21 protein-coding genes are annotated in these 18,308 nt (G+C 69.8%); 11 read left to right on the top strand and 10 right to left on the bottom strand.

What is annotated here, in order from left to right:
- The first annotated feature begins 3 nt into the window (after positions 1-3).
- Positions 4-654: an RNA polymerase sigma factor gene (locus ACFOGJ_RS18610; protein WP_379903303.1), complete on the top strand. Its 651-nt coding sequence runs from the start codon at positions 4-6 to the stop codon at positions 652-654.
- Positions 651-884, top strand: coding sequence for a hypothetical protein (locus ACFOGJ_RS18605; RefSeq protein ID WP_379903301.1), 234 nt, complete (start codon positions 651-653; stop codon positions 882-884). The genes ACFOGJ_RS18610 and ACFOGJ_RS18605 overlap by 4 nt, the downstream gene beginning before the upstream one ends.
- A 240-nt stretch (positions 885-1,124) precedes the next feature.
- Here ACFOGJ_RS18605 and ACFOGJ_RS18600 read toward each other — a convergent pair whose 3' ends face one another.
- The 5 genes from ACFOGJ_RS18600 to ACFOGJ_RS18580 form a co-directional block, all read right to left on the bottom strand.
- Positions 1,125-2,843, bottom strand: coding sequence for a phospholipase D-like domain-containing protein (locus ACFOGJ_RS18600; RefSeq protein ID WP_379903299.1), 1,719 nt, complete (start codon positions 2,841-2,843; stop codon positions 1,125-1,127).
- A 51-nt stretch (positions 2,844-2,894) separates the two neighbouring features.
- Positions 2,895-3,659, bottom strand: a complete 765-nt coding sequence (locus tag ACFOGJ_RS18595) for a Crp/Fnr family transcriptional regulator (RefSeq protein ID WP_379903297.1) — start codon at positions 3,657-3,659, stop codon at positions 2,895-2,897.
- 123 nt (positions 3,660-3,782) lie between these two features.
- The gene (locus ACFOGJ_RS18590; protein WP_379903295.1) at positions 3,783-4,025 is read right to left on the bottom strand and encodes a hypothetical protein; all 243 of its coding nucleotides are present in this window, start codon (positions 4,023-4,025) and stop codon (positions 3,783-3,785) included.
- A gap of 145 nt (positions 4,026-4,170) precedes the next feature.
- On the bottom strand, positions 4,171-4,407 hold the full coding sequence (locus ACFOGJ_RS18585) for a hypothetical protein (RefSeq protein WP_379903293.1): 237 nt from the start codon (positions 4,405-4,407) through the stop codon (positions 4,171-4,173).
- Between the two features lie 84 nt (positions 4,408-4,491).
- A complete protein-coding gene (locus tag ACFOGJ_RS18580; protein WP_379903291.1) occupies positions 4,492-5,772 on the bottom strand; it encodes a DUF2254 domain-containing protein in 1,281 nt (426 codons plus the stop codon).
- A gap of 100 nt (positions 5,773-5,872) precedes the next feature.
- Here ACFOGJ_RS18580 and ACFOGJ_RS18575 point away from each other — a divergent pair, with 100 nt between their 5' ends.
- Positions 5,873-6,550, top strand: coding sequence for an exopolysaccharide biosynthesis protein (locus tag ACFOGJ_RS18575; RefSeq protein ID WP_379903289.1), 678 nt, complete (start codon positions 5,873-5,875; stop codon positions 6,548-6,550).
- A gap of 25 nt (positions 6,551-6,575) precedes the next feature.
- Here ACFOGJ_RS18575 and pcaG read toward each other — a convergent pair whose 3' ends face one another.
- Both pcaG and ACFOGJ_RS18565 read right to left on the bottom strand, forming a co-directional pair.
- Positions 6,576-7,187: a protocatechuate 3,4-dioxygenase subunit alpha gene (gene pcaG / locus ACFOGJ_RS18570; protein ID WP_379903287.1), complete on the bottom strand. Its 612-nt coding sequence runs from the start codon at positions 7,185-7,187 to the stop codon at positions 6,576-6,578.
- A complete protein-coding gene (locus tag ACFOGJ_RS18565; RefSeq protein WP_379903286.1) occupies positions 7,180-8,028 on the bottom strand; it encodes a dioxygenase family protein in 849 nt (282 codons plus the stop codon). Before ACFOGJ_RS18565 ends, pcaG begins: the two co-directional genes overlap by 8 nt.
- Before the next feature lie 156 nt (positions 8,029-8,184).
- Between ACFOGJ_RS18565 and ACFOGJ_RS18560 the strand changes: the two genes are divergently transcribed.
- Complete coding sequence (locus ACFOGJ_RS18560) at positions 8,185-8,760, top strand: MarR family winged helix-turn-helix transcriptional regulator (protein WP_379903284.1); 576 nt, start codon at positions 8,185-8,187, stop codon at positions 8,758-8,760.
- An 11-nt stretch (positions 8,761-8,771) separates the two neighbouring features.
- Here the strand turns inward: ACFOGJ_RS18560 and ACFOGJ_RS18555 are convergent, their stop codons facing one another.
- Positions 8,772-9,836 (bottom strand): mandelate racemase/muconate lactonizing enzyme family protein, encoded by a 1,065-nt coding sequence (locus tag ACFOGJ_RS18555; RefSeq protein WP_379903282.1) that lies wholly within the window; start codon positions 9,834-9,836, stop codon positions 8,772-8,774.
- Between the two features lie 147 nt (positions 9,837-9,983).
- Between ACFOGJ_RS18555 and ACFOGJ_RS18550 the strand changes: the two genes are divergently transcribed.
- From ACFOGJ_RS18550 to ACFOGJ_RS18520, 7 genes are all read left to right on the top strand, one after another.
- Positions 9,984-10,724 carry an enoyl-CoA hydratase/isomerase family protein gene (locus ACFOGJ_RS18550; protein WP_379903280.1) on the top strand — a complete coding sequence of 247 codons (741 nt, stop codon included), beginning with the start codon at positions 9,984-9,986 and terminating at the stop codon, positions 10,722-10,724.
- Positions 10,721-11,980 carry a CaiB/BaiF CoA transferase family protein gene (locus ACFOGJ_RS18545; protein ID WP_379903278.1) on the top strand — a complete coding sequence of 420 codons (1,260 nt, stop codon included), beginning with the start codon at positions 10,721-10,723 and terminating at the stop codon, positions 11,978-11,980. The genes ACFOGJ_RS18550 and ACFOGJ_RS18545 overlap by 4 nt, the downstream gene beginning before the upstream one ends.
- Positions 11,980-12,744 carry an enoyl-CoA hydratase/isomerase family protein gene (locus tag ACFOGJ_RS18540; RefSeq protein ID WP_379903276.1) on the top strand — a complete coding sequence of 255 codons (765 nt, stop codon included), beginning with the start codon at positions 11,980-11,982 and terminating at the stop codon, positions 12,742-12,744. Before ACFOGJ_RS18545 ends, ACFOGJ_RS18540 begins: the two co-directional genes overlap by 1 nt.
- Positions 12,745-12,788: 44 nt before the next feature.
- Positions 12,789-14,456 (top strand): AMP-binding protein, encoded by a 1,668-nt coding sequence (locus ACFOGJ_RS18535; protein WP_379903274.1) that lies wholly within the window; start codon positions 12,789-12,791, stop codon positions 14,454-14,456.
- 5 nt (positions 14,457-14,461) lie between these two features.
- Positions 14,462-15,406 carry a hydroxymethylglutaryl-CoA lyase gene (locus ACFOGJ_RS18530; RefSeq protein ID WP_379903272.1) on the top strand — a complete coding sequence of 315 codons (945 nt, stop codon included), beginning with the start codon at positions 14,462-14,464 and terminating at the stop codon, positions 15,404-15,406.
- A gap of 95 nt (positions 15,407-15,501) precedes the next feature.
- Positions 15,502-16,083: a DUF6655 family protein gene (locus ACFOGJ_RS18525; RefSeq protein ID WP_379903270.1), complete on the top strand. Its 582-nt coding sequence runs from the start codon at positions 15,502-15,504 to the stop codon at positions 16,081-16,083.
- A gap of 196 nt (positions 16,084-16,279) precedes the next feature.
- Positions 16,280-16,924, top strand: coding sequence for a PAS domain-containing protein (locus tag ACFOGJ_RS18520; protein ID WP_379903268.1), 645 nt, complete (start codon positions 16,280-16,282; stop codon positions 16,922-16,924).
- Between the two features lie 33 nt (positions 16,925-16,957).
- Here the strand turns inward: ACFOGJ_RS18520 and ACFOGJ_RS18515 are convergent, their stop codons facing one another.
- Complete coding sequence (locus tag ACFOGJ_RS18515) at positions 16,958-17,755, bottom strand: cyclase family protein (RefSeq protein WP_379903267.1); 798 nt, start codon at positions 17,753-17,755, stop codon at positions 16,958-16,960.
- 9 nt (positions 17,756-17,764) lie between these two features.
- On the bottom strand, positions 17,765-18,308 hold a 544-nt coding region (locus ACFOGJ_RS18510), incomplete at its 5' end, for an SDR family NAD(P)-dependent oxidoreductase (RefSeq protein WP_379903265.1).

Here is an 18,308-nt window from a genome sequence, read left to right as displayed (position 1 = left end):
CTGATGAAACCAACGGCGAGCCACAATGTTGGAAGCCGGTCGAGTCCGGCGCCGGTGGTGATGCGCGAGCCGATGCTCGCCGCCGCAGCAGCGGAAACGGTGGCACCTGCCGCAGGCGCGAAGGACCGGCTCCGTCCGGATCTTTCGGTCGAGCAGGAAGCGCTGATCGACGACCTGGAATCCTATATCCCCAGGCTGCGCCGCTATGCACGCAGCCTGACCGGGGAGCAGGCCAAGGCCGACGACCTGACGCAGGACACCCTGTTGCGGGCGCTCGACAAGCTGCACCAGTTCCAGCCGGGGACCAACCTGCTGGCCTGGCTGTTCACCATCATGCGGAATACGCATCTCAACGGCATCCGGGCGGCGAAGTTCACCAAGGATGCCGATCCGCACGAGGTGCAGATTCCGACCCAGGGCAATCAGATCGATTCCCTGGCCCTGCAGGAACTGGCGGTTGCCATCGACACCCTGCCGGAGGATCAGCGGGAAACGCTGATGCTGATCGGCGTCGAGGGACTGGCCTACCAGGAGGTCGCGGAGATCATGGACGTGCCGATCGGCACCGTGCGCTCCCGCCTGTCGCGAGCCCGGGCCGCGCTGCGGCCGCTGCTTGAGGGCCAGGTTTCCGTTGAGAAGGCAGTATCGTCATGACTGAGGCGTCTATGGAGATGTCACGCCGCACCATGGCCCAGGACAAGAACAAGGGCCGGCAGGAGGCAGAAGCGAAGGCTGAACCCAAGAGCCAGGCGGAAGAGCAACAGGGAGACGGGATCGACCAGGTCCTGTCGGCCGGACTGCGCAAGCTCTACGACCCGATCCTGGACGAGCAGGTTCCGTCCGAAATGCTCGAGATTCTGAAGCGGGGACGCAAGCGCAGCTAGCGCCTGCCAGCCGCGCGTCCCGCATGATTTGCGGCGAGGCGCGGCCCCCCTATCTTCTGCCGATGATGACGGGCAGCAGCCACACGCCTGTCCGGCTGCTCACCGGAAGACCCGCCGCCCTGTCCAGGTCGGCGGGCTTTTGTGTTTTCCTGCGACGTCCGGATTTTCCCTGACCCGGCGCTCATGCTGGCCCGCGCAGGCGCGGTCCGGCCTGCTTTCCCACGGCCAGATGCCCGCATGTCAGACGCAGGTGTCGGGCAGCAGCCAGTGCCGGGCGGCACGCCAGCCAAGGGCCTCATCCGGAAATGGCACGACATAGCCGCGCCGCTCGCCCGGTTGCCGCCCGGCATTCTCCGTGGCCAGGCGGCGCCAATGCCCCAGGGGCCGGCTTTCCAAAGCGGCCACCGCCTCGGCATCCTCGAGATCGCCGAACAGGTGGCGCCACAGACGCCGGCGAAACAGGTTGATCGCCGGCGGGTCCGACCAGTCGATCCCGGCCTCCGTGTCCAAGTGGAGGCTGCGCCCGTTCAGATTGGCGGAACCCAGGATCATGCGGCGGTCGTCGGCGATCGCGAGCTTGGCATGAACGTAGACCATGTCACTGCCATAGGCGCGGGTATGCGCCATGGCAGAGGCGGGCGCGGGCGCATTGCGGACCAGGGTGAAGACCCCGAAGCGATGGCCCAGCCCCTTGCGCAGGCGGCGGACCGCGTCGCGCTGCAGCCATTGCCCGTGGCGCGACCCCGGGTTGGGGTCGCGTGTATCGCGCATCAGGTCGCTGACCAGAGGCAACAGAAGGATGACCTCCAGCGACGGCACCTCCCGGGCCCGCCGCAGGATGGCCTCCGCGATCTCGCCGGCACGCAGGAACTGCGTTTCCAGATAGAGCAGCCGTTCCGCGGAGCCGATCAGGTCCAGATAGGCGTTGCGGAAGCCGTCATCGGCCGGCGGCGGCGTCATCCGGAAGATCGGGGTCCGCAGGGCCGCCTGTGTGGACAGCACCCGCGGCTCGGTGTCGAGCGGCAGGCCCGCGGAGGGCAGCGACACGGAGGGCGGCGTAACCGGGGCACCGGCATCCCGCGGCTCACCGCCTTCGGCGACCGGCACCGGCAGCGGGGTCACGCCGTCCGGAGCCTGCAGCAGCCCGCAGCGATGCTGGAACAGGGCCAGTTCACGCTGCCAGCGCGCCCGAAGGCGACGCTCCAGGATCCCCACCCCCTCTCCGTTCATCCGGCAGGCCAGGTCGTGCCAGGGGATCTCGGTATCGTGTTCCCGGTCGTCATACTGCTTGGGACCGATGTCCAGGCCGCCGACGAAGGCGGTGCGTCCGTCGATGATGCAGGACTTCTCGTGATGCACGGCGGGATGGATCGGGATCAGCCCCGCGCGGGGCTTCAATGCGTCGCCCCGCAGCGCGACATGGCGCCAGATCCCCGGCGCGGCCTCCAGCCAGCGGTTCAGCGCCTCCCGGCCCTCCTCACGGGCCAATGCGCTGGCTTCCCGGCAGAGCCCGGCCAGACGGCCGCGCGCCACGGGCTGCAGCAGCAGCTCGGCCGCCCGGCCGACACGGGTATCATGCAGCGACAGAACGACCTGCAGGCGTTCCGCGGCGGCCGGCTCGAGCCGCCGCCGCAACGCCTCGAGCCTGCGATAGCTCTGGACGGTCCCGCGATGCAGGGGATGGGCCATGACGGGATCGAAATCGGTCAGCAGGATCCGCACGGCAACGCCCTGCCGGGCCTTCTCCAGCAACAGATCCTCCCAGGTCTCCAGCCCCGGCGCCAGGTCGGTCGAGCTGAGCGGCAGGCGCTGGTCGAAGGTCCAGTAGGCGAGCAGGACCTCGTGCTCCGCCTGGTGAATGGCCTGCTCGAGAGCCGGGAACACCTCCCAGGAATCGATCAGGGGCTGGACCCCTCCATCGGCAGCCAGCCGTTCTCGGATCGTCGCCGGGGCCTCCATGCTCCCCTCCTCCTGTCCGGCTCGCCGGATCTCGTGTCGCCGGCGGCCCTACTAGCGCCGCCGCGCGGCCAGTTCGGTGAAATGCAGATAGCCGTCCTCGAACCCTGCGACCTGCTGCAGCCGGCCCATGTCGAGGATCCTGACCAGCCCGTGCTCGCGGGCGATCAGGCCATCGGCGGAAAGGCGGCGCAGGGTGCGGTTCACGTGAACGACGCTGAGCCCCAGTGTGTCGCCCAGATCCTCCTGCGTGACAGGCAGCGGGAAGGCCCCCTGCTCGGTCAGCCCCAGCAGCTGCAGCCGCCGCCACAGCTCGCAGAACAGATGCGCCATCCGCTGCCGCGCGGAGCGGCGCCCGAGCGAGGCGATGCGTTCCGCCAGGACGGCCTCCTCGTGGGCGTTGGCCCAGGACATCGCCAGTGCCATCGCCGGATAGCTGGTCAGCATGTGCTGGAACGGCGCGATGTCGAACGCGAAGGTCTGCAGAAACGTTTTGGCGGCGACGAAATGGTCCGAGGTCCCGAAGATCGACGCGTTGAAGCACAGGAAGTCGCCGGGCAGGGCGAAATTGATGATCTGCCGGTCACCCGACGGCAGCAGCTTGTATCGCACCGCCCATCCTTGGCGCACCAGGAAGACCTTCTGATAGGGCTGGTCCGCCTCGATCAGGAGGGTGCCGCGGGCGAATTCCGTGCTGTCCTTGCACAGGACCCTGATGCCGTCGGCCATTTCCTCGGTCATGTCGAAGAAGCGCGACAGCTTGCCGACGATCTGCTCAATCATCTGGGCAAGATCGACGTGAAACGTACTGTCTGACATCCCTGATCGCCTGCAGTCCCGGCCCCCTGCCGGGCCGGACCTCTATACGATCAGGCGCCCGGCGGGCCAAGGACCTGTGCCTGCCCTGCCTGGATCGGCCATGCCCGGAACGGCTACGGCGCCTCATCCGCCCAGCGCATCCGAGCGCACCAGCACACGGCGGATCATTTCCGCCGCCGCCTCGTGCTCACGCCGGCTGAAGCGCTGGCTCTCCGCCCTGACATGCATCTCCAGCGCGGCTTCCAGGATCTCCTCGCGCTCCACTTCGTCCAGCAGCCCCTTTTCCACCAGCGAGATCAGCAGTGACTCGCAGATGGCCAGGGCGGCCAGCGCGGTCCCCGCCGAAACCGAATCATCTCTGGACATTCGCCCTCGCTTGGATGCGACCCCATGGTCCCGCAATGAAGCCAACGCTTCGCCGCCCGGCCGCATCTCTCGTGCGGCCGGGCGCTTGTTCTGCCTGTGCAGGGCCTTCCGGCCGAATGGCAGGTGATCGTCGGCCGCGGCCGCCTCAGCGGTCGCGGCTGACCTGCGGATCCTCTTCCCGCGCCTTGGACTTGCCCGCCTTCTCAGCTTCCTTCAGCGCGCTGCCCTCCTTGCCGGACAGGGCCTTCTCTGCATCCTTCGCCTTCTTGGACACGTCGTGGTCGGCGACGAATTCGCGGGCATCCTTGTTGTAGCGGCGCGCGGACTCGCGGTCGCCCTCGCCCTGGTTGCGATCGGTCCTGCTGTTGCTGTCGGCCGTCATCATCACCTCCGTTGAGATCGCTGCCCCTCCGGTCCGCGCCGGCGGCCCGGACGGGGCGTGCGTCGCATTAACGGTGGCCGGGGTTCAGGAGTTCCCGCTGCCGCCATCCTCCCCGTTTCGCCGCGCGGCACGACGGCGCAGGGCGACGATGGCGGTGCGTGCCATGGCATCGATGCTGTCGCTTCGGGCCAGCTGGTCCAGGAGCCAGAGGGCCCGCCTTTCCACCTCCGGATTGCCCTGGCCGCTGCGCAGGATGCGCGCCACCGTCCGTTCCAGCGCGGTGGCCAGGCGCGGCGGCGTGACGGCGACCCGCAGGCGGCCGTCGTCATCGGTCAGCCCCGGCAGGCGATCGGCATGCCGGGCCCAGCGCAGCAGGCAGTCGGCGACATGGTCGAGTGCGGCAAGCGCCGTCCCGGTATCGTTGACGCCGGGCGACAGGGCGCGCTCGCCGATCTCGCCGAGCACTTCCAGCGGGAACAGCGGATCGCCTTCCGGCGTCCGCTCCTCGCCGATCTGGGCCGTAGCGCGCAGCGCGGACAGGGTCTCGTCATCCGGCATGCGGGCCGCATGGATGTCGAAGATCGGCCAGCCGCGGCCGACATAATCGCCTTCGGTATGAAGCACCCGGACGAACAGGTCGTGCGCCAGGGCGAAGTGGAAGACATCCTGCAGGTTCAGTACCTGCAGATAGCCCGAGACGGGTGCATCCAGCTGCAGCTTGCAGTCACCGAAACCGGGGTACCGGCCAGCCCCATCCGCACCGTCGGTATCGAGAGGCACGGCCTTGCCCGGCGGCGCCGTGCCAAAGAAGCGCTCGATCGCCGCATGCCCCAGGATGCGCTGCTGGGCCAGGATGTGGGTGACCTGGACGCGGCGCGAGACATGGTGGATCAGGCGCACCAGGTAGATCACCGTGAGGGTGCAGATCACCCCGCCCAGCAGCACGGTGACCAGCGGGCCGTGGGGCCAGATGCCGATCACCTCGATCGACAGCATGCCCAGCAGGCCGAAGACCAGCCCGGCCAGGAACACGCCCAGGGCATCCTGGATCGCGGCATCGCGCAGGATCCCCGGGATCGACCGCGGGGAGACCTGCCCGGAGGCGAAGGTGATCACCACCATCACCATCGAGAAGGCGACGGTGGTCACCGTCAGCATGGCGCTGGCCAGCAGTTCCAGCAGCGCCTGCGCTGTCTCCCTCTTCACCTCCGGCAGCGGCAGCAGGTCCAGCAGCCAGGCCCCCAGAGGATAGGTCGCCAGGGCCAGCAGGGTCACCGCCAGGATCCAGAGCAGGGGACGGAACCACAGCCCCTGCTTGGTGCTGCGCCACAGGCGCCGGAGGATGTTGAGTTCGCTGCGGGTCATGATAGCGCCAACCCGGCCCTCCCCGCCCGGTTCCCTTCGCCCCCCGCCCCGGCCTGGAAGCGCAGCGGGAACCGCGCCATGGTTGCAGCGTTAGAGAGGCATGACCAGCGGAGATCGCAGCGGGGCCGGGATGCAGGCGGCAGCGGGCAGCGGCGGCAGCGACAGGCCGGACGACAGCCCGGGGCGGGCACAGGCGGACGGCCTTATCGAGATGCTGGACGACCTCCGCCCCGCGGAGGCGGAAGCCGGCGGGCACACGACCCTGGGCGACCTTGTCGAACGGCTGGGCCGGCGCGGCCATGCGGCGGCGATCTTCGCGCCGGCGCTGCTGGCGCTCTCCCCGGTCGGGGCGATTCCCGGCATGTCGATCGCCACCGGGGCGATCATCCTCGGCATGGCGGGTCAGCTGGCCCTGGGGCGCGACGGCTTGTGGATGCCGCGCCGCGCCGCCCGGGTCGAGGTGCCCGCCGACCGGCTGAACGATGCCATCGACTGGCTGGAGCCGAAGCTCGTGTGGCTGGACCGGCTGTTCCGGCGGCGGCTGCCGCAGCTGGGCCGAGGGCCGGCGGAACGATTGCTCGCCCTGCCGATGATCCTCCTGGCGCTGCTGATGTTCCCGCTGGCCGTGGTGCCGTTCGGCGTCGCGATGCCCAGCGCGGCGCTCTGCCTCCTGAGCCTCGGCCTGGCCGTTGGCGACGGTCTCGTCGTCGCCTTCGGCCTCGCGGCCTCGGCAGCCGCAACGGCCGGCAGCGTCTGGGCGATCGGGAGCGTGCTGTAGCCCCCGTCCCGCAGGCCCGAAGCCCTCAATCCTCGAAGAAGGGTGTCTCCGCCACGCCCTGAAGGGCGATATCGACCCTGTAGCAGGCCGCGCCGGCCGGCCCCAGATTGCTTTCCGGTGCCGCGGTCGCGAGCAGCAGGCCCCGCCGGTCCGACGGCACGGCCGACAGGACAGGATCGCTGCCATTGGCCGGGTCATCGGGAAACCAGATCGCCGTCACCAGCCGGCGCATCAGGCCGGAGGACAGGATCTGCAGGTTCAGGTGGGGCGCCCGCATCTCCCCGGTCATCGGGTCGCGGAAGGCGCCGGGGCGAACGGTGACGAAGTGGAACTGCCCGTCGCCGTCGGTTGCCGTCCGGCCCCAGCCGGCGAAGTCGGGATCGGCCTCTTCATGTGCGGGATCCAGCGGATGTGCGAAGCGGCCCCCGGCATCCGCCTGCCAGAGCTCCACCACCGCATTGGTCCGCGGTGCTCCGCCCTGCTCTGTGATCCGGCCGGTGATGACCAGCGCCTCCCCCTGCGCCCGTCGCGACGGATCGGTCAGCCAGGTCAGGTCGTTGTCGCCGGGCCGCAGGAAATCCGGCGGGAAGAAGGGCCCGGTGGTGTGGAAGGCGGTCGGCGTCAGCAGTTCAGTCACCGGCATGCCCTCCCGCCGCGGTGCCGCTTCCGCCGCTGTGCTGCTCCTCGAACGGGGTGGCGTGACGCCCGCGCAGTACGAAATCCTGCCGGAAGCCCAGGGTGTTCTCCGCAGGCACGTCCAGGATCGGCATTTCCCGCATCACCAGCCGCTCCCTTGCCGCCGCATCGGGGATCGCGTTCAGGATGATGTCCCGGCCGTTCAGCGGCTCGCCCGGGAAATAGACCTGGGTGATCAGCCGGCTGGCCATGCCGGCGCCGAAGATCGACAGGTGGATGTGCGGCGGTCGCCACCAGCGCCCGGGATTGCTGTAGACGGGATAGGCGCCCGGCTTCAGCGTGACGAAGCTGTAGCGGCCCTCCGCATCCGCCTGGATACGGCCATAGCCGGCGAAGTTCGGATCGATCGCGCCGAAGCCGCTGGCGTCGTAGCGGTACCGCCCGGCGGCATTGGCCTGCCAGATTTCCAGCACCGCACCGGGCACGCCGCGACCCTCCTCGTCCAGCACCCTGCCTTCGACATGGATGCGCACGCCGAGTGCCGGGTGACCCTGCTTCGTCTCGTACAGGTCGCCGCTGCCCAGGGGCAGCTTGCCGCCGAACTGGCGCGGCCCCACCAGGTCGGACAGGGTGGTCGGCCGCTGCACCGGGTTCCGCCGCGGTGTGCGGCGGGCGGTCTCGATATAGCCCGCGATCACCGGCACCGGCTGGGTCCGGTCGTCGAGCGGCCGGTAGCTGTCGGGCGCGCCATCCTCCGCTGAGCCCACGTCCTGCGGCCCCACGTCCTGCAAGCCCACGTCCTGCAAGCCCGCGTCCTGGGCTGAGGTCTCCGCACTGCTCATGACGCCCTCCTGGTGCAACCCGAGGCCGGCATGCCGGCCTCGTTCGAAAGATGGAAGGCAATTTACTTCACATTGTCAAAGCCCTGCGGCCCGTGCTGAGCTAGGGAACGGGCAGGTGGGACGAGATGTCCCAGGCCCGCCGTCAGGACACAGGTGATGAGCAGAGCGAAACCCCAATCCACCCAGGCAAGGGCACCGGCGACGGCGGCGACGGCGACGGCCGGCACCGAACCGGCCGCCGATCCGCAGGGCGGCGCCTCGATCGAGGGGCTGTTCAGCTATCACCTGCAGATCCTGGCAAACGTGTCGACCCGCATCGCCCTGCTGTCGATCCGGCCGGAATTCGGCCTCAACATCATGCAGTGGCGGGCGCTGGCCAATCTCCACCGGCTGGGCGAGTCGACCCTGCAGGCGCTGGCGCGCAGTGCCGGCGTCCTGACCAGCCAGATGAGTCGCACCATCTCGCAGCTGGTGGCGCGCGGCCTGGTGGAGAAGACCGCCAACCCGGATGACGCACGCAGCCGGTCACTGGTCCTGACCCCGGAAGGAAGGGCGCTGGTGGCCGAGGTCCTGGCCCTGCGGCGCGCCACCAACGAACGGATGCTGGGCGAGCTGAGCGCCGCGGAACGGCGCGAGCTGGTGGCGCTGATCCGCCGGGTGGAGCGCACCAGCCGGCAGGTCTATGCGGAGATGCGGAGCGAAGCCGGCGGCGAGATCGTCTTCGACACCTGAACCCAGGCCGCTCAGCCCAGCTGCACGCCGCTTCCGGAATCGTCGGGCACCGCCAGCGTCCCCTCCGTCACCGACAGACCGCTGCAGGGATCGTCGGCATAGTCGGCAAAGACGGCATGCTCGCTGGCCCAGGCCAGACCCGGCAGGCAGGCCGCCAGCGCCAGGCTCTGCGCCTGCACCAGGGTGGAACCGAAGGTGGTGCCGAAGCGGTAGGGGATGCCCGCGGCGTCGCACAGCGCGGCCGCCTGGGCGGTGGCCCGCAGCCCGCCGAGCTTCGGCACCTTGAGCCCCACCAGGTCGACGGCCCGCATCTCCAGGAGGCGGCGGACGCGCGCCACCGAGGCCGCGCTCTCGTCCGCTTCGATGCGCACCAGCCCCGCTTGGCGCAGGCGCCGCAGCCCCTCCAGGTCGTCGCGGTCCACCGGCTGCTCGAAGATCTCGATGCCCAGGCGCTTCATCTCCGGCAGCACCGCCAGGGCGTCGGGCAGCCCATAGGCGCCGTTGGCATCGACCATCAGCCGCGCCTGGACGCCCACCGCCGCATGCACGGCGGCGATGCGGGCCAGATCCTCGTCCGGCCGGCCCACGACTTTCAGCTTCAGGAACCGGTAGCCCTCCGCCGCAAAGGCGGCCGCCATGCCGGCCATCGCCTCCGGCGCCTTCAGCGGGATCATCCGGACCTGGGGGATCGTGTCGCGCAGCGGCCCGCCGAACAGGCTCCACAGCGGCACCCCGCGGCGCCTTGCTTCCAGTTCGTGCAGGGCGCAGTCGATGCCGGCCCGCACCACTGCCGGCACCTGCCACAGCCCCTCCAGATCCGCCATGCAGGCACCGATCCGCTCCGCGGGCCGTCCCACGATCCGCGGCTTCAGCTCCGCCAGGAACGCCGCCACGACATCGGGACCCAGGCCGAACCGCTCCTGCGCGATGGCGGTGCCACGGCCGATGGTGCCGTCCTCGCCGTGCAGGAAGACGAACTGGCCGGCGATCCCCTCGAACCGGCCGCCGGCGGAGCGCCAGTCGGGATCCGCCATGCCGATCCGGTAGGCCCGCCATGTCATGTCGACGATGCGCATGCTCCCTCCCCCTTGCGGTTGGAAAGGCAGCGCAACTGTTTGACGATGTCAAACAAAATTCCTAGCTTGCTCGCTGCCCGGCACATACCGAGAGACGCTCGGGCGCGCCGGCAACCACCATATCGCGGGCAAGGGAGGAAGAGCGCCGTGACCGAGCCGGTATTGCTGAGCGAGGACCGCGACGGTGTCCGTCACCTGGTGATGAACCGTCCCGAGAAGCTCAACGCCCTCAACTTCGCCCTGACCGAAGCACTGGTCGCGGCCTTCGAGGCGGCGGAGGCCGACGGAGCCGTGCGCGCCATGATCCTGACCGGCGCCGGACGCGGCTTCTGCGCCGGCGCCGACACGTCTGAGTTCAAGGACCTGACACCCGACAATCGGGACCTGGTGGAGCGCCGCGCCGCGCTGACCGGGCGGCTGCACGCGGTGGTGCCGCAGCTGCGGATGCCGGTGGTGGCGCTGGTCAACGGTCACGCGATGGGCGGCGGCGCCGGGCTGGCGCTGGCCTGCGACTACGTGATGGCGGCCGACAGCGCCATCTTCGCCTATCCGGAGGTGCGGCACGGCATCGTTGCCGCCATCGTCATGGCCTCCCTGGTGCGCCAGGTCGGCCGCAAGATCGCTTTTGACCTGGTGGCAACGGGCCGGCGGATCGACGCGGCGGAGGCGCAGGCCCTGGGCCTGGTCAACCGGGTGGTGCCCGCCGCCGCCCTCGCCGACGAGGGCGCTGCGCTGGCCGCCAGCCTGGCCGCGCAATCGCCGCAGGCGATGGCGGAAAGCAAGAAGCTGCTACAGGCGGTCGCCGACCTGCCGCTGCAGGAGGGCCTGGAGCTCGGCCGGCAGACCAATGCGCGGATGCGCGGCTTCCGGAAGGACGATGCCTCGTGAAGCCGCTCGAAGGCGTGCGCATCGTCGAACTGGCCCGGGTCCTGGCCTGTCCCTTCGCCGACATGATCCTGGCGGAGCTGGGTGCGGAGGTGATCAAGATCGAGCAGCCCGGCAGCGGCGACGAGACCCGCGGCTACGAACCCTTCATCGGCGCCGATGCGGCCCGCGCCGCCCTGCCGCCGGAGAAGCGCGACGACGAGGCGGCGATCGCCGCCGCCATCGGGGTGGAGCGCAGCGGCTATTTCTACGCCTGCAACCGCGGCAAGCTGTCGGTCACCGCCAACCTGCGCAGCGAGGCCGGCCGCGCCGTGGTGCGCGACCTGATCGGCACGGCGGACGTGCTGATCGAGAATTTCCCGACCGGCGGCCTGCGGAAATACGGCCTCGATTGGCCCAGCGTGAAAGCCGGGAATCAGCGCCTCATTTACGTTTCGTGCACCGGTTTCGGACAGAAAGGCCCGATGGCGTCGCGCAAGGGCTATGACACGGTGTTCCAGGCGATGGGCGGATTGATGAGCCTGACGGGGGAAAAGGGCGGCGGACCGGTGAAACCCGGCCTGCCGATCGCCGACCTGTCGTCGGGCCTGTGGATCGCCATCGGCATCCTGTCGATGCTGACCGGGCGGTCGCAGACCGGCCGCGGCGGCTATCTGGACTTCGCCATGCTGGACGGCCAGATCAGCCTGCTGACCCTGGCCGCGGCCCGCCATTTCGCGCTGGGCGAGGTGCCGGCCCGGCTGGGCACCGAGCATCCGGGCCGGGTGCCGTCGGCCACCTTCCGCTGCCGCGACGGCGGCTTCGTCCACATCACCGGCGCCGACCAGCACTGGGCACCGCTGTGCCGGCTGCTGGATATCGCCGACTGGGGCGCGGACCCGCGCTTCGCCACCAATTCCGGCCGGGTGCGCCACCGGGCCGAGGTCATGGCCCGGCTGGAGGAAGCGATCGCCGGCCTGAGCCGGGCCGAGCTGTGCGACGCCTGCGACGCGGCCGGCGTCCCCGCCGGCCCGGTCCGCGACCTGGCCGAGGTGCTGCACGACGAGCAGGTCGCCGACCACCGCCTGGTCCGCGAATTCGACCATCCCGAAGCCGGCACCTTCCCGGGCCTGGCCCTGCCCTTCCGCTTCGAGGGCTTCGACGATCCGGACTTCCTGCGCCCGCCGACCCTCGGCGAGCATACCGACGCGGTGCTGCGCGACCGGCTGGGCTATACGCCGGAGCGGATCGCGGCGCTGCGCAGCGAGGGGGCGATCTGATGTCGACCGTGCTGTTCGCGACCGAACCCTGCGGCGCCGGCCGGCTGGCCCGCATCACCCTGAACCGGCCCGATGCGCGCAACGCCCTGAACAACGCCATGTGCCTGGACCTTCTGGCCGCCGTGCGGCAGGCGGCGGAGATGCCGGACCTGGCCTGCGTGCTGGTGGCTGCGGACGGCCCCGCCTTCTGTGCCGGTGCCGACCTGAAGGAACGAAGCGGCATGGACGACGACCAGATCCGCGGCCGCCGCCTGCGCGCGTTCCGCGCCTATGACGCGATCGAGGGGCTGGCCATGCCCACGATTGCCGTCGTCGGCGGGGCCTGCATCGGCTCCGGCTGCGAGATCGCCGCCGCCTGCGACTTCATCATCGCCGGCCAAGGCGCCAGCTTCCGCTACCCGGAGACCCAGCGCGGCACCGTCGGCGCCACCCAGCGGCTGTCCCGGATCGTCGGGCGGCGGCTGGCGAAGGAGCTGCTGTTCACCGGCCGTGCGCTGGACGCGGCGGAAGCGCGTGCCATCGGCCTGGTGAACCGGGTGGTGCCCGACGATGCGCTGCAGGCGGCCGCCGACGAGCTGGCGGCACAGATCTGCAGGGCGCCGGTGGCGGCGCTGCGCCAGACCAAGCAGGCGATCGACCGCGGCGCCGACGACAGCCGGCACGGCGCGCTGGCGCACGAGATCCTGGCCATCGAAGAGAATCTGGAGACCGCCAGCTGGCGTGCCGGCATGACCGCCGGGCCAGGCAGCGGCGCCGCCTCCTGACCGCAACGCAGTGACAGCAACCCCGCACCCGAAGGCATGACGCCATGAGCACCTCCGCCATCATCGGTTCCCCCCTGACCGCCTCCCCCCTGCCGGGACCGCTCTTCAAGATCCTGGAGGATACCTGCAAGCGCTGCGCGGATCGCGAGGCGATCGTCGCGGAGGACGGACGGCTGAGCTACACGGCGCTGAAGGCGCATGTCGATGCAGCGGCGAAGAGCATGCTGGGCCTGGGCCTGCAGCGCGGCGACCATATCGGCATTCTGCTGGGCAATTCGGCGAAATGGGCGGTGCTGTACTACGCCGCCGCCTCCATCGGGCTGGTCACCGTGCCGCTGAACACCCGCTTCAAGATCGAGGAGCTGGGCTATGCGCTGAAGCACGAGGACATTAAGGCGCTGTTCACCACCGACAGCTTCCTGGGCAAGATCGACTTCGTCGGCATGCTGCGCCGCATCGAACCGGCGATCGACAAGGCCCTGCCCGGCCAGAAGCTGCCCGACCTGCGCAACCTGGTCGTCGTGGGCAATACCGTCCCCGCCGCCGCGATGTCGTGGAGCGCCTTCGCCACCCGCGGCGGCGTGATCTCCGACCAGCAGCTGGGCCGGGTGCGGGCGGCGGTGATGCCCGACGACCTGATGCTGATCCAGTTCACGTCCGGCACCACGGCCAATCCGAAAGGCGTGATGCTTCCCCATTCGGCGATGCTGGGCAATGCCGCCAGCGTCTGCCGCCGCATGGGGGTGAAGGGTACCGACCGCTATTATTCGCCGCGCCCGTTCAGCCATGTCGCGGGCACGACGATGTCGCTGCTGGTCTCCCTGGTCGGCGGCTGCACCCTGGTCACAGCCTCGCGCTTTGACGCCGCGGAGGCGCTGCGGACGATGGAGACGGAGGCCTGTACCCTGACCTCCGGCAACGACACCATGTTCCTGATGATGCTGGACGATCCCACCGCCAGCCAGCGCGACCTGGTCCTGCGTGGCGGCTGGGCCGCCGCCGGCGAGGAGGTGATGCTGCGGGTGATGGAGGAGCTCGGCGCCTACGAGATCTGCAACGCCTATGGCCTGTCGGAAGCCGGCCCGAACGTCATCCTGTCCGACCGCACCGACCCGCCGGAACTTCGCGCGGCCGGTTGGGGCCGCCCGCACTGGGGCATGCAATGCGTGGTGGTCGATCCGGAGACCGGCGATGCCTGCGAGGACGGTATCCCCGGCGAAATCTGCGTGCGCGGCTGGAGCGTGATGAAGGGCTACTACAAGCGCCAGGAGGAAACCGACCAGGCGCTGGAGGCCAATGGCTGGCTGCATACCGGCGATCTGGGCCAGACCGACATCAAGGGCCGCCTGCAGTTCCTCGGCCGGCTGAAGGACATGTTCCGTGTCGGCGGCGAGAATGTCGCGCCGCTGGAGGTGGAGGCAGTGCTGCTGCAGCACCCGGCGGTCGCCATGGCGCAGGTGGTCGGCATTCCCGACGAACGGCTGGGCGAGGTCCCCGCCGCCTTCGTTGTGCTGCGGCGCGGGCAGAGGCTCGACAAGGACAGCCTGATCGCGTTCTGCGCCGACCGCTGCGCCAACTACAAGGTGCCGCGCCACCTGGCCTTCGTGGAGAATTTCGACCAGATCGGCATGACCGAAAGCAACAAGATCCAGAAGAACCGGCTGCGCGACCACGCGATCCAGCTGTTCAGCAAGGACAAGGAGAAGGCCTGACAGCGATGGCCGGCCCGGACGTCATCCTCAACGAATGCTTCGCCCGGGACGGGCTGCAGAACGAGCCGGACTTCGTCGCCACCGATACCAAGGTGGCGCTGATCGACCGCTTCACCGCGCTCGGCTTCCGGCGGATCGAGGCCAGTTCCTATTCCAACCCGAAGGTGGTGCCGCAGTTCGCCGACGCCAGCGAGGTGCTGGCGCGGATCCGTCGCGGGCCGGGCGTCTTCTACAAGGGGACCTGCGCCAACCTGCGCTCGGTGGAGCGCGCCAATGCCGACGCGGATGCCGGGCGCGGCCCGAACGAGATCAGCCTGCTGGCCTCCGCCAGCGAGGCACACAGCCAGAAGAACCTGCGCAGCTCCAAGGCCGAGCAGTGGCAGCGGATCGCCGAGATGGCCGACGCCGCGGGCGGGCGCTACCGCATCGTCGGCTCCCTCTCCGTGGTCTTCGGCTGTCCCTTCGAGGGCCGGGTCGACGAGGCGGCGGTGATCGCCGACTGCACCCGCTTCGCCGAACTGGGCATCAGCCATGTCAGCCTCGGCGATACCACCGGCATGGCCACCCCGCCGGCCGTCGCGCGGCTGTTCCGGCAGCTGGCGGCGGAACTGCCCGGGCTCACCGCGATCGCACATTTCCACGACAGCCGCGGCAGCGGCATCGCCAACTGCATCGCCGCGCTGGAAGCCGGCTGCCGCCATTTCGACTGCTCCTTCGGCGGGGTCGGCGGCCATCCGGCGAAGATCAGGTATGGCGGCGGGCATACGGGCAATGTGGCGACGGAGGACCTCGCCAACCTGCTGGAGGCGATGGGCCTGAACACCGGGCTGGATCTGGACGCCCTGCTGGACACCGCAGCCTTCTGCGAGGAGGCGCTGGGCCGCAGCCTGCACGGCAAGACCAGTCGCTCCGGCCTTTCGCCGCTGATCCCCCGGGCTACCTCCGCCTGACGGCGGCGCCGGGTGGAACCTTTTCGCCCGCCGGATCATTCTACGGCGAAGCCGGCCCGGTGCGCGGGGCGGTACAGGTCCCGTCACGCCCGAGTATGCCCCGCCTTATTCCCATCCTCGCCATCCTTGCGCCGGCGCTTCTGCTTGCCGCCTGCAGCACCGCCCGCCAGACCCACCCGGAGCGGACCGCAACGGAACAGCTGCTGATCTCCAAGGCCGCCGACGAGGCAGCGGAGCGGATGCGCCTGCCGATCCCGCCCGGGACCCGCATCCATATCGAGCCGGTGAACATGGACACGCCTGACGGCAAGTATGCCCTGGGCGCAATCCGCGACCGGCTGCTGAAGAACGGCGCGCGGCTGGCGAAGGACAGGGACAGCGCGGACATGATCGTCAGCATCCGCTCCGGCGCCCTGTCGATCGACAAGCGGGAGAGCCTGATCGGCACGCCGGAGATCGATATCGGCCTGCTGACCCTGCCCAGCCTCGCGCTGTATCGCGACCAGGAGCGCAAGGGCATCGCCAAGTTCGTCGCAACGGCAACGGACAGCCGGGACGGGCAGATGGTCGGCACCACAGACCCGCAGTTCGGCTATGCGCATAAGAGCCGCACCACGATCCTCTTCATCTTCTCTTCGTCCAAGGACGACCTGATCCCAGAGGACCAGCGCGACTGAGTCCCGGCCGGCCCGTGCAGGCCGGCCGATGCGGGCCTGCCGACACGAACCTGCCGACATTGGGCGGCCCGAAATCGGCCATATTGGTCTGGACCGCCGCTTGCAACGCCTGCTGCCAGACAGGGACGGCCGGCCCGGTTGCATCAAATCGGGACCGGATCCCGGGATGGTGGCAATCGGGAAGCAGGCGGGGGCAATGGCTTTTCAGGATCCGACATTCGTCGAGTTGTCCCATGGGGACTTCATGGCCGGGATCGTACCGGTCGTCCAGCGGCAGCTCTTCGCGCATTGGGACAGCCTGCGCGGCGACGCGCAGACGCCGGAGCGGCGATCCTTCAGGCCGGAACGGCTGCCGCGCAGCCTGGTCCCGCATATCGGCCTGCTGAAGGTCGACCGCGGCGCCGGCCGTCTCGGCTTCGAATACCGGATCGTCGGCAACGCGATCGCGCGGACCTTCGGCACCGGTGCGACCCGCAAGCGCCCCGCCGACGACCGGCCGACGGCCTACAGCCGACCGCTGGAGGCGTTCTATGCGCTGGGCGTGGAAACCCGCGCCGCCACCAGCTGGACGGCAGCGAACCTGATCGTCGGCGGCGGCGAGACGCTGGTCCACAGGATCTGCCTGCCGCTCTGCGCCGGTCTGCCGGGCGAAGGCGGCGCAGCTCCCGAAGCGGTGCAGCCGGGACAGGTCACGGCTCTGCTCTTCTCCACCGTGGCAGAACCGGGCCCGGACGGCCGGGCGCCGGAGGAATTCCAGGGCCGCCTGATCGTGGGCATCGCCCCGCGCCTTCCGTTCCGGATCTGCGCGCGGCAGCACCCGACCCAGGCGGTGGCGGCCTGAAGACGGCTCCGCGGCGCAGCGCTGCGGCGACCGTCAGCCTTCCTCGACCAGGGCCAGGACCCGGGTCGGGCTGCCGGAGCCGTCGCGGATCTTCAGCGGCGGGGTGATCAGTACCGCGCCCTGCGGCGGCAGCTTGTCCAGGTTGGTCAGCGACGGCAGGCCGAAGCGGTTGTTGCCATGCGCGTGGTAGTGGCAGGGATAGGGCACCGGAAAATGCTGCGCCTGGCCGGCATCGGTGCCGACCGCCTCGCTCCCGAAGCCGATGATGTCGCGTTCCTCCACCGCCCAAGGGATGAGGTCCGGATGCGGCCCCGGCGTATGGGCGCCATCCTCCGCCATGTTCATGTAGCCGGTCCAGTCGCGGCGCGACCAGTCGGTGCGCATCAGCAGCCATGACCGCGGCGGGATGCGCCCGTGACGCTGCTCCCAGGCCTCAACGTCCGCGATGGTGAGCAGGTAGTCCGGGTCGCCAGCCGCCGCATCGACGCAGTCGATGACGCAGGCATGGGCGATGAACTTCTCCGGCGGAATGGTGTCGGTGGCGTTCTGCGGCAGGTCCTTGCCCGATATCCAGTGGATCGGTGCATCGAAATGGGTGCCGGTATGTTCCCCGCAGGCGAAATTGTTCCAGTAGCAGAACGGCCCGCGATGGTCGTAGCGCGAGATCTCCTCCATCCGGAACGGCCAGCTCTGGCCGAATTCCGGTGGCAGGACGATGGTGGGGAAGTCCGGCTGCAGGGTCATGGTCAGGTCGACCACCCGGATGCGGCCCGTGACGATGCCCTCCAGGAAGCCGGCCAGGCCGGCCGAGGCGGCGGTCTCCGCAGTCACATTGGTCCCCTAGTAGGTAATGCTGCCGACGGAGGTGCCGCCGCAGACGAAGAAGTTCTGACCCGTGATGAAGCCGCTGTCGGGCGCCGCCAGGAAGGCGACGGCGCGTGCCACATCGGCCGGCCGGCCCAGGCGGCGCACCGGCACACCTTGGGCGATCTGTTCCAGTCTGGGATCGTCGCGCGGGATCACGTCGTGGAACATCTGCGTCTCCGCGATCGGTCCCGGCGCCACCAGGTTCGCGGTGATGCCCGACGGGCCCAGTTCCAGCGCCCAGGTCCGCATCAGGCCGATCAGCCCCGCCTTGGTCGCCGAATAGGCCGTGCGCTTCTGCAGGCCCAGGGCGGCACGGCTGCCGACCAGGACGATGCGGCCGAAGCCGGCGGCCTTCATCGTCGGCAGGAAGGCCTGCACCAGCAGCACAGCGGCGGTGATGTGCAGCGCCGTCAGCGCCTCTATATCTTCCGCCGTCACCTCTTCCAGAAGCTTCTCGCGAATCGCGCCGGCATTGTGCACCACGGTGGTCAGCGGTGCCTCCGCCGCCACCTCCGCC

The organism is Marinibaculum pumilum (genome assembly GCF_042646425.1).
GTDB lineage: Bacteria > Pseudomonadota > Alphaproteobacteria > Ferrovibrionales > Ferrovibrionaceae > Marinibaculum > Marinibaculum pumilum.
The sequence above is the reverse complement of the archived record's forward strand: the minus strand, read 5'-3'. Positions and strand labels throughout refer to the sequence as shown.